This window comes from Rhodovulum sp. PH10 (assembly GCF_000293785.1).
Classification (GTDB): domain Bacteria; phylum Pseudomonadota; class Alphaproteobacteria; order Rhizobiales; family Xanthobacteraceae; genus Rhodoplanes.
Genome location: NZ_AKZI01000085.1, coordinates 1 through 9,308 on the forward strand (window position 1 = coordinate 1; position 9,308 = coordinate 9,308).

Genomic DNA, 9,308 nt, shown 5'->3' on the forward strand with positions numbered 1-9,308 from the left:
GCCGCCCGCCGGCACCCCGCCGACCGGTGCGGCTCCGACCGCGACGTCGCCCGCGCCCCGCGCGCCGTCGCCGGGCGCCGCCGCGACCGGTGCTCCGCCTCGCGGTCCCGCGACACATGGTGCCGCCGGCGGCACTGCCGCGCCGCCGCACGCCCCGCCGGCCGCCCGGGAGCGGTGAGGCACTCGTGCCCGAGGGCGCCGACCCCGAGGGCGCCGACCCCGAGGGTGCGCGTGCCACCGTCCGCCGCCCGCGCGGCTTGCCTGCCGAATGATGCGACGCCCCTCTCCGCCACGCGGAGGGGGGCGTTTTCCGCTTCGGGAGTGGTTTCGGATTCGGACGCCGCTGAAAATCAACGGCCCGGAGCGGAGCCGGTCACCACCGGCGCGTCGGGGCGGGCGGACCAGGCCGACCAGGAGAGCTTGTAGAGGCGCACCTTGGTGAAGCCGAGCTCCTGAAGAATCCCGAACGTCTCCGAGGCGCGGTTGCCGCTCTGGCAATAGACGATCGTCTCCTTGGTCGGATCGAGCGTCTCGTAGAGCTTGCGCAGCTCCGCCGTGGGCTTCAGCGCCATGCCGCTCGTGTCGGCGATCTGCCGCCGTGCGAGCTTTTGGGCGGCGTCGGGATCGACCCAGTTCTGCTCGTAGGGGATGTTGACCGCCCCCGGCACGTGGCCGCCGCGCGGACCGCGCACGTCGAGGCCGACATATTCCGCCGGGGTGCGCACGTCGAGGATTTGCACGTCGGGATTTTTCACACGGGCGATCAGCTCGTCGGTCGTCACCGTCATCGCGGTGTTCGGCCGAATCCGGATGCTCACCGGCGTGCGCGGCGTCTCTCCGGCGACGAGCGGCTTGCCGGCTTCCACCCAGCCCTCGACGCCGTCGTGGAAGACCGAGGCGTGCGTGCCGCCGAAATAGCGCACCGCGGCGAGCGCCGCATAGGCGACCGGGCTGCCGCGGTGGGCATAGACGACGACCTCCTTGCCGAGATCGATGCCGGCGGCGGACAAGGTCTTCTCGGCCCTCACCAGCGCGTCGAACTCGCGCGGCGTCGGCAGCCGCAGGATGTCGGCCGCGCCGTCCACCGTCACCGCGCCCGGCAGATGTCCCTGCCGATAGGCCGCCGGCTCCCGCACGTCCCACACGATCGCGCCGCGTGCGATCGCCTGCTCGACGCCGCTCGCATCGAGAATGTCGGCTGCGGCGGGATGCGCGGTGATCAGCAGAAACGGCAGGGCGAGGAGCGCGAGAAGTCGGGACATGGCGGGGAGAGCACCGGGGTACGAGGCGCCGGGCGACGCACGCGGCGCGCCGCAGCCACTAAAATATGCGAATACGTGCGTCTTTGATCGAGATCATCGGAAATGCCGGGGCGATCTGCGATCGCTTCCGCACCGGCCGGCGCTCCCCAGCGCCCGCCGCGACGCTTTTGCACGGCCACCGGGAGCACGCGCAGGGGCATTTGTCCTTGACCTTTGCAGGTTCGAGAGCAATATAACGTTATAACCTTCATCGTCGAAGTATGAATATTGTCTTCCGCGAATAGCACTCGAAGGGATCCGCCATGACCGCGATCACCGCCCCCGAACCCAATCGCCGCGACTTCCTGTTCCTCGCGACCGGCGCCGTCGGCGCGGTCGGTGTGGCCGCGACCGCCTGGCCCCTGCTCGATCAGATGAATCCCGATCGCGAGACGATCGCCTCCGGCGTGCCGATCGAGGTCAATCTGGCGCCGATCTCCGAGGGGCAGATCGTCAGCCTGTTCTGGCGCGGCAAGCCGATCTTCGTGCGCCATCGCACGGCCGCCGAGATCGCCAAGGAAGAGGCGACGCCGCTGGCGGCGCTGATGGATCCGCAGTCGGACGCCGACCGCGTGAAGGCCGGCCATGCGCAGTGGCTGGTCGTCTATGCGAGCTGCACCCATCTCGGCTGCATCCCGCTCGGCCATCAGGGCGAGTGGGACGGCTGGTTCTGCCCGTGCCACGGGTCGCAGTACGATGCCTCCGGCCGCGTCCGCCACGGACCGGCCGCCCTCAACCTGCCGGTGCCGCCTTACGCCTTCGTGGACGACACGACGATCCGCATCGGCGAACCCGAAGGAGTCGCGTGAGAATGTCCGTGCGTGTGGCCGTCGCCAGCCAGAATTTCCGCACCGTGACCGGCCATGCCGGCAAGGCCCGTCGCTTCATCGTGTTCGAGGCGGAGGCCGGGAAGGCGCCGCGCGAGGTGGAGCGGCTCGATCTGCCGATGGAGCAGTCGATTCACGAGTTCCAGGGCGAGAGCGGCCATCCGCTGTTCTCGGTGAAGGCGGTGATCGCCGGCAGCGCCGGCGCCGGCTTCGTGCAGCGGCTCGCCGCGCACGGCGTCGAGGCGGTCACCACGGCGGAGCTCGATCCGGCCTCGGCGGTGGCGAATTATCTGGCCGGGACGCTGGAGCCGGCGGCACCGCACGAGCACGGGCACGAGGGTCACGGCGAAGGCCACGATCACGAGCACCACGACCACGATCACGGCGAGGGCGGCTGCTGCTGCAGCTGCGGCAACTGATCGACGCCTGCCGATCGGCATGCATTCTCGGCCACGGGCCGGGATGTAGGTTTTTCGCCCGCGTCCCGGCCCGTGGCTTTTCTGGTTCGGGACGGTCGAGAAGATCGGCCATGCGAGCCGTGCGACGAGAAAACGACCGCCGGGCGGGGGGATGGGCCCGTCCGGCGGTCGTCGGTGGCGTATGCGGGGTGGTCTCGTCGTGGGTCGAGAGATCGCGGCGTCGATCTCTGGTGTCGCGCGCCGTGTCGCGGGGCGACGCGTCGCGGGGGGGATGCGGCGCGCCGGCGCGTCGGCCCGGCCACGAGACTGTCGTCCGGCTCGAGAGCCGGCGGCACGAGAGCCGTCAGGCCTTGGCGGCGCCGCAGGTGTTGATGCCGAGGATCGAGTAGAGCGGACAGCTCGACATCGCGGCGGTGGCGAGCGGCACCACGCCGATCCACGCCCAGATCGGGCCGCCAGTCAGCGCCCAGGCGATCAGCGCCACGCCCACGATCGCGCGCAGCAGACGATCCATCGTACCCATGTTCTTCGCCAGCATGGCAAGTCCTCGCTCGGTTCTACGGTTTCCCTCGGGGATGACCCGGAAACTAGAGAGCGCCGCCGCACGCGTCTGTGACGAAGTCACGATGATGCGCGCACGATGCCGCGCCCGCCCGTCACGAGGGCGTGAGGAGAGCCGTGGAAAAGACCGTCAGGAGGAGGCGGCGGCGCGCAGCGAGGCGGCGTTCTTCACCTCGATGCGGCCACGGCCGAGCGTCACCCAGCCGCGCCGCTCGAACGTTTTCAGATGTCGGCTCACCACCTCGCGGGCGGTGCCGATCTCGGCGGCGAGCTGCTGGTGGGTGATCCACAAAGCGCGGGTGTCGGCGGCGAGCGCCAGCAGGCGGGCGGCGAGGCGCGTCTCGATCGACTCGAAGGTGACCGTCTGTATCACCCGCATCAGGTCGGCCATCCGCTCGGCGTGAGCGAGAAACACGAAGCTGCGAAAGGCGGCCGAGCGGGCGAGCAGGTCGTTGAAGGCGCGCTCGGGCAGCGCCACCGCCTCGACCGCCGTCTCGGTGACGGCATACGCGCTGTAGCGGTCGCAGGACAGGAGCGCCATCGTGGTGAGGATGCAGATCGACCCCGGCGTCAGCCGGTAGAGCACGATCTCGTTGCCGTCGGCGTCGAGCTGATAGACCCGGATGCGACCCGTCCGCACGAACAGGAACGAGCCGCACGCCTCGTTCGGCTCGAACACGGTGGCGTCGGCCGGCAGGTTCACCGGGGTGGCTCGGGCACACAGGAGCGCGCGCTCGTCGGCGGGAAGACGCGCGAGCGGCGGGAACAGGGCGAGCCATGCCTCGTCGGAGCGGCTCATCGGGTCGTGCACATTCACCGGACGATCTCTACCACAATCCGTGCCGTCCCGCCTCCGCCGCATCGCCTCCGCCGTCCCGCCTCCGCCGCCTGGCCTTCGCGCCGAAGCGCGCACCGGGCTGGCGCGGCCGGCGCGGCTCCGCTACCAAGCGGAGCGTCGCGGCCGCACCATCCTGCGGACCGGAAACCCCCGAGCTTTGCGAGAGACGTCTCATGAGCGACCTGAAGATCATCGCCGGCCCGTTCACCTTCGAGGCCCGCTTCGAGCGCGAGGCGGCGCCGAAGACGTGCGAAGCGTTCGCCGCGCGGCTGCCGTTCGTCAGCAAGGTGGTGCACGTGCGCTGGAGCGGCGAGGGGGTGTGGATCCCGCTCGGCGACTATTCCTTCGGCGTCGACTACGAGAACGCCACCAGCTACCCCGCGCCGGGCGAGATCATCCTCTATCCGGGCGGCATCAGCGAGACCGAGATTCTGCTCGCCTATGGCGGTGTGCGGTTCGCCAGCAAGGTCGGCCAGCTCGCCGGCAACCATTTCCTCACGCTCACCGCCGGCCGCGAGAACTTGGTCGCGCTGGGCAAGCTCGCGCTGTGGGAAGGCGCCCAGCCGATCCGCTTCGAGGCCGTCTGACGGCGGCGCGAGCGAGGGCAGAGGCGGGCGCAGAGACCGGCCGAAAAATCACTGCGGCGTGCGGGGATGCCGCGCGCCGAGGCCGAGCCGCAGCTTTCGCGGGCCGAGCCCGTGGAACAGCCACACCCAGGCGCCGACCAGCGAGGCGAGCAGCATCACCACGGTGTCGCGCTTCCACGCGTGCGGCAGGATGTCGGTCCACACGAAGATCACCACCAGCACCGCGACCACCGCGGTGGCGATCAGCGCCACCCGCATGCGGCCGACATTGGTCTCGACGATCCAGCCGACCAGCGTCAGCGCCAGCGCGATGACGAGGCCGATCATCCACACCACCGCGACGCCGATCACCGCCGATTCGAGATCGGCCGGGTCGGACACCCGGTCCGGGCCGCTGACGTGCAGCCACCACAGCGCGAACAGCGCGATGCTGGCCAGCGAGGCGGCGAGGATCGCCACCAGCGAGCGCTGGAAGCGGCGGGCGAACACGTCGCTCTTGGGCGGGGCGAGCCGCCACACGGCATAAGCGGCGAGAAGCGACACGGCCATGAAGCCGAGCGCGGTCGTCAGCATCGCCAGATGGCCGAGCGAGGGGGCGAGCGCATCGCGCAACCCGTCGAGCACCGCGGTCTCGAGGCCGAGCAGATTGTGGCCCCACCACCAGGTGGCGATGATCGGCGCCGAGCTCAGCGCCAGCACCAGGGTCGCCGCCACCGCCTCGTAGCCGACCGCGAGCACGCGCGAGTGCGGGCGGGGCGCCACCATCAGCGCCGCGGCTCCCGCCGCCGCCGCCACGATCAGCGCGGCCAGCACCAAAAACTCCGCCAGCGCGGCCGGCAGCACCGTGGCGAGGGCGTCTCTCAGCGCATCGAGGATTGCGAACACGGGCACTTACGGCGGCACGCCGCCGCTCCCTTCCGGCAAGGACGTTAGGACGGACGCCACGGCATCACAATGGTCGCAGCCCGTATGGTTCCGGATGACTTGTCACGGTATCCCGGCGCGTCGCAAGGGGGCCGGACGTCGCGGCCCCGCGCCATGCGGCCGCGTGGTGGCGGAGCGCCGCCGCATCGGCCCGCCCGGCGCATGGCTCGCGGGGCGGGTTCTGCCGCGCGCCCCGAGGTATCGGCCGGACGGGTGGGGCCGATTCATCGCCTCCGACTCGGTAAAACTCGCCTCGTCTCGTCCTAGTCGACTGAGCAGTCTTCCGAATCGGGCTGATCCTGAGCGGGCTGATCCCGATTTCGGACGAGTTCGCCCGGTGCTTCACTGTGCCATGGAAGCTGGTGGGGCGGTTGGGAAAGAGGACGACCCCGATGTTCACCCCCGAGACTGTCGATGCGGTCGAGACCTGCGCGGTATGCGACGACGTTCTGACCCGGCCCGATGCTCGCTGCGCCTTCGATCGTTCGCCGCGCGTCGTCATGCTGGTGTGCGGCACCTGCGGCACCCGGCAAGTGGCGCCGAACGATCGCCACGACGGCTATTTCGACGTGGCGATGCGGCTGCGTCCCGGCCGCCGCCGCTCCGCCCGTGCGGCCTTCCCGGCCGCGCTGCGGACCCATTGAGGGGGACGACGGCCATGTCCGTGTCCGCGTCCGTCCTCGGCATCGGCCGGCTCGTCGGCGAGCCCGCACGCCCCATCGGCCGCGATCGCCGCGCGGGGCCGAGGCCCTGGCTCGCAAACATGGTGCGGCCGCTGATCGCGGCCCTGTTCGACCCTTACCGGCCCGAGAAGCACTACATGCGCGGGCCCGGACCGAAATGGCGCGCCCGGCACGGAGACGTCGTGACGCCCACACCGCGTGCGCAAAAAGACTAGCGCACAACGCACGCGGACAAGAAACGCGCAGAAGGCGCGGGGACCGAAGGCGGAAGGTCGGGCGACACGGGGCTGGACCTCTCCACCGTCGGAACGTTCGACGAGAGATCGTCGCGAAAGGCCGGGTCGAGCACCGCTCGCCCGGCCGTCTTTTTTTCCGGGGGGACTCGTCCCATTCGGTCGGGGCGCGATCGAGAGGCGACGGGAGCGGCTTTCGATGATGCGGACGGCCGCCACCCGCCACCCGCCACCCGCCCACCGCACGCGCCGGCGAGCCGACCGCCCGGCAAAGCCGACCGCCCGGCAAGCCGGCGGTCAGGCGGCCCGGACGCTGTTCAAGAAGGCCTGCACCTCGGCGCGCAGCCGCTTGCTCTCCTCGGCGAGCTTTTCGGCCGACGCCTGCACCCGCACCGAGGCGGTGCCGGTCTCGCCGGCCGCCCGCGTCACGTCGAGAATGCTGGTGGCGACCCGGGAGGTTCCCTCCGCCGCGCGGTGGATGTTGCGGCCGATCTCCTGGGTCGCCTCGTTCTGCTGGTCGACCGCGGCGGTGACCGCGCCCGAGATCTCGGCGATCGCCGCGATCGTGCCGCCGATCTCCTTGATCGCCGTCACCGAATCCTGGGTCACCGTCTGCATGGCGGTGATCTGCCCGCCGATCTCGCCGGTCGCCTTGGCGGTCTGGCCGGCCAAGGCCTTCACCTCCTGCGCCACCACGGCAAAGCCGCGCCCGGCTTCCCCGGCCCGTGCCGCCTCGATGGTCGCATTCAGGGCCAACAAGTTGGTCTGCTCGGCGATGTCGGTGATCAGCTTGACGACGTCGCCGATCCGGGTGGCGGCGTGCGACAGCTCGGTGATGCGGGCGTCGGTGCGCTCGGCCTGGCCGACCGCCTCGGCGGCGATCCCGCTCGACGTCTGGACCTGGCGGCTGATCTCGCCGACCGAGCTCGCCATCTCGTTGGTCGCGGCGGCGACCGCATTGACGTTGCCGGAGGCCTCCTCGGAGGCGGCGGCGACCGTGCCGGCGAGCGTCTCGGTCGACTCGGCGGTGCGGGTGAGCAGGCCGGCGGTGGTTTCCAGCTCGACCGAGGCGGCCGACACGCTGTCGACGATCATCGCCACCTTGCTCTCGAAGTCGTCGGCGAGGCGGTCGCGCTCGGCCTTGCGGGCGGTGGCGGCGCGCGCCTCCTGCGCCGCGTGCTCGGCCTCGATGCGGCGCGCCTCGAGGGCGTTCGCCTTGAACACGTCGACCGCGGCCGCCATGTCGCCGATCTCGTCGCGCCGCCCGGCGCCAGGCACCGCCACCTCGAGATCGCCGCCGGCGAGCCGGTTCATCGTCCCGGTCATCGCCCGCAGCGGCCCGGAGATGCGGCGCGCCACCACCGCCGACACGATGCCGGAGATCAGCAGCACGAAGCCGGCGGTGAGCAGCAGCGTCCAGGTGGCGTCGCGGGTCTGGGCGGCGAGGTCGTCGACATAGACGCCGGTGCCGATCACCCAGCCCCACGGGGCGAAGCCGACCACCCGCGAAAGCTTCGGCTGCGGCGCGGCGGCGCCCGGCTTCGGCCACTGATAGGCGACGAAGCCCGCGCCGTCCTTGCGCACGGTGTCGACGAAGGCGACGAACAGCGCCTTGCCGGTCGGATCCTTGATGCCGGACAGGTCGGTGCCGTTCAGCGCCGGCTTGATCGGATGCATCACCATCCGGACCTGCATGTCGTTGATCCAGAAATAGTCGTCGTCGCCGTAGCGGAGTGCCGCCAGCCGCGCGGCGGCGCGCGCCTTGGCCTCCGCCTCGGACACGCCCCGGCTCGTCGCCGCGTGCTCCTCCCGCACGATCGCCAGCGCCATCTCCGTCAGATGGGTCAGCTCGATCCGCTTCTGTGTCTCGAGCGTGCGGCCGGTCTGGTAGGCGGCGCCGACCGCGACCGCGAGCAGGCCGAGCAGGGCGACCGCGATGGCGGCGTAAATCTTGCGACCGATGGTCATACGGAACGAGAACGGCATGGAGACCACTTTCATGTCGAACGGAAGCCGGAAAAGGCAGAAATTGCGGTCCCGAGAAATGCCTGCAACTCATTAAAAACTCGCCTCTTTCGGTTCAGAAACCTCACATAATGAGAGTTCGCACCTACGTACTTTCGTCTAGGTGGCCGAACGCCGGCCGCCCGCCGCGCGGACGGCCCTCGCGTCCCGTCGAAACTTTTCGAGGTCGTGCGTAGATCCTTGTCCGGTCGGGCACGTAGGTACATTCCTCCTCTCAGCATTTCTGCTGATCCCGCCTGTCCGTCTCGTCTAACCTTTCGTTTGCACCTGGGCGATTACTTCGGAGGACAACGAACGACGAAACGTGCCCGGCGTGTCGTCAGGCAGAATGCCGAGGAGAACAGCGTGTCCGCGTCGCCGAAGCTGCAGCCCTCGCCCGTCCTCTTTTCGGAGACCCCGCCGAAAAGCGCGCCGCGCAAATCGCTCCTGGTGATCGACGACGATCCGACCCATCGCACGATCGTCTGCCGGGTCGCCGACCGGGCGGGATTCGCCGCGATCGGCGCGGCGACGGTGGAGGACGCCGAGCTCTTGCTCGGCTCGCACCGGTTCGACTGCATCACGCTCGACATCGGGCTCGGCTCGCGCACCGGCTTCGACGTCCTCGAGGCGATGGCGGAGGTCGGCAGCGACGTGCCGATCGTGATCGTCAGCGGCCGCGAGCCGGCGGAGCGGCGCGAGGCGGCGGCGCTCGCCCGCGGTCTCGGCCTCAATGTCTGCACGCCGCTGACCAAGCCGATCGATCCGATCGCGCTGCGCGGCCGGCTCGGCCTCATTCATCACCGCATCTCGATCGGCCTGTGCGGCTGCTGCGGCTCCGACTGCGAGCTGCGCGCGCCGACCGAGCTGCGCCTCGTCGTCTGATACCGGATTCGGCTGATTGATTCCCGAGGCGGGATTCCCGGCTGGA

Annotated in this window: 11 protein-coding genes; 6 read left to right on the forward strand and 5 right to left on the reverse strand. The window is 70.4% G+C overall.

Going from position 1 to position 9,308, the window contains the following annotated elements; genetic code table 11:
* Nucleotides 1–350: 350 nt before the first annotated feature.
* Nucleotides 351–1,262: a sulfurtransferase gene (locus tag A33M_RS14300; RefSeq protein ID WP_008388358.1), complete on the reverse strand. Its 912-nt coding sequence runs from the start codon at nucleotides 1,260–1,262 to the stop codon at nucleotides 351–353.
* 302 nt (nucleotides 1,263–1,564) lie between these two features.
* On the opposite strand from A33M_RS14300, the gene petA reads away from it, so the two are divergent.
* The gene (gene petA, locus A33M_RS14305) at nucleotides 1,565–2,110 is read left to right on the forward strand and encodes a ubiquinol-cytochrome c reductase iron-sulfur subunit (RefSeq protein WP_008388359.1); all 546 of its coding nucleotides are present in this window, start codon (nucleotides 1,565–1,567) and stop codon (nucleotides 2,108–2,110) included.
* Nucleotides 2,111–2,112: 2 nt separating this feature from the next.
* Complete coding sequence (locus A33M_RS14310; RefSeq protein WP_237718384.1) at nucleotides 2,113–2,547, forward strand: NifB/NifX family molybdenum-iron cluster-binding protein; 435 nt, start codon at nucleotides 2,113–2,115, stop codon at nucleotides 2,545–2,547.
* Nucleotides 2,548–2,890: 343 nt separating this feature from the next.
* Here the strand turns inward: A33M_RS14310 and A33M_RS14315 are convergent, their stop codons facing one another.
* Both A33M_RS14315 and A33M_RS14320 read right to left on the reverse strand, forming a co-directional pair.
* A complete protein-coding gene (locus A33M_RS14315; RefSeq protein ID WP_008388361.1) occupies nucleotides 2,891–3,085 on the reverse strand; it encodes a YgaP family membrane protein in 195 nt (64 codons plus the stop codon).
* A gap of 153 nt (nucleotides 3,086–3,238) precedes the next feature.
* Entirely contained in the window at nucleotides 3,239–3,925 is a 687-nt protein-coding gene (locus A33M_RS14320) for a Crp/Fnr family transcriptional regulator (RefSeq protein ID WP_008388362.1), read from the reverse strand.
* 194 nt (nucleotides 3,926–4,119) lie between these two features.
* Between A33M_RS14320 and A33M_RS14325 the strand changes: the two genes are divergently transcribed.
* Entirely contained in the window at nucleotides 4,120–4,533 is a 414-nt protein-coding gene (locus A33M_RS14325; RefSeq protein WP_008388363.1) for a DUF3830 family protein, read from the forward strand.
* Between the two features lie 48 nt (nucleotides 4,534–4,581).
* On the opposite strand, the gene A33M_RS14330 is transcribed toward A33M_RS14325, so the two are convergent.
* Complete coding sequence (locus tag A33M_RS14330; protein WP_157223486.1) at nucleotides 4,582–5,424, reverse strand: hypothetical protein; 843 nt, start codon at nucleotides 5,422–5,424, stop codon at nucleotides 4,582–4,584.
* Nucleotides 5,425–5,849: 425 nt separating this feature from the next.
* Between A33M_RS14330 and A33M_RS14335 the strand changes: the two genes are divergently transcribed.
* Complete coding sequence (locus tag A33M_RS14335) at nucleotides 5,850–6,101, forward strand: hypothetical protein (RefSeq protein ID WP_040620701.1); 252 nt, start codon at nucleotides 5,850–5,852, stop codon at nucleotides 6,099–6,101.
* Nucleotides 6,102–6,115: 14 nt separating this feature from the next.
* Nucleotides 6,116–6,355, forward strand: coding sequence for a hypothetical protein (locus A33M_RS14340; protein ID WP_040620703.1), 240 nt, complete (start codon nucleotides 6,116–6,118; stop codon nucleotides 6,353–6,355).
* Between the two features lie 315 nt (nucleotides 6,356–6,670).
* Here A33M_RS14340 and A33M_RS14345 read toward each other — a convergent pair whose 3' ends face one another.
* Nucleotides 6,671–8,374 (reverse strand): methyl-accepting chemotaxis protein, encoded by a 1,704-nt coding sequence (locus tag A33M_RS14345; protein WP_157223487.1) that lies wholly within the window; start codon nucleotides 8,372–8,374, stop codon nucleotides 6,671–6,673.
* A 369-nt stretch (nucleotides 8,375–8,743) separates the two neighbouring features.
* On the opposite strand from A33M_RS14345, the gene A33M_RS22475 reads away from it, so the two are divergent.
* Nucleotides 8,744–9,262, forward strand: coding sequence for a response regulator (locus A33M_RS22475; RefSeq protein ID WP_008388367.1), 519 nt, complete (start codon nucleotides 8,744–8,746; stop codon nucleotides 9,260–9,262).
* Nucleotides 9,263–9,308: the final 46 nt, after the last annotated feature.

Coding starts and splice junctions, on each gene's coding strand:
- A33M_RS14300 (WP_008388358.1), bottom strand. CDS start 1,262: ATGTCCCGACTTCTCGCGCTCCTCGCCCTGCCGTTTCTGCTGATCACC.
- petA (WP_008388359.1), top strand. CDS start 1,565: ATGACCGCGATCACCGCCCCCGAACCCAATCGCCGCGACTTCCTGTTC.
- A33M_RS14310 (WP_237718384.1), top strand. CDS start 2,113: ATGTCCGTGCGTGTGGCCGTCGCCAGCCAGAATTTCCGCACCGTGACC.
- A33M_RS14315 (WP_008388361.1), bottom strand. CDS start 3,085: ATGCTGGCGAAGAACATGGGTACGATGGATCGTCTGCTGCGCGCGATC.
- A33M_RS14325 (WP_008388363.1), top strand. CDS start 4,120: ATGAGCGACCTGAAGATCATCGCCGGCCCGTTCACCTTCGAGGCCCGC.
- A33M_RS14335 (WP_040620701.1), top strand. CDS start 5,850: ATGTTCACCCCCGAGACTGTCGATGCGGTCGAGACCTGCGCGGTATGC.
- A33M_RS14340 (WP_040620703.1), top strand. CDS start 6,116: ATGTCCGTGTCCGCGTCCGTCCTCGGCATCGGCCGGCTCGTCGGCGAG.
- A33M_RS14345 (WP_157223487.1), bottom strand. CDS start 8,374: ATGAAAGTGGTCTCCATGCCGTTCTCGTTCCGTATGACCATCGGTCGC.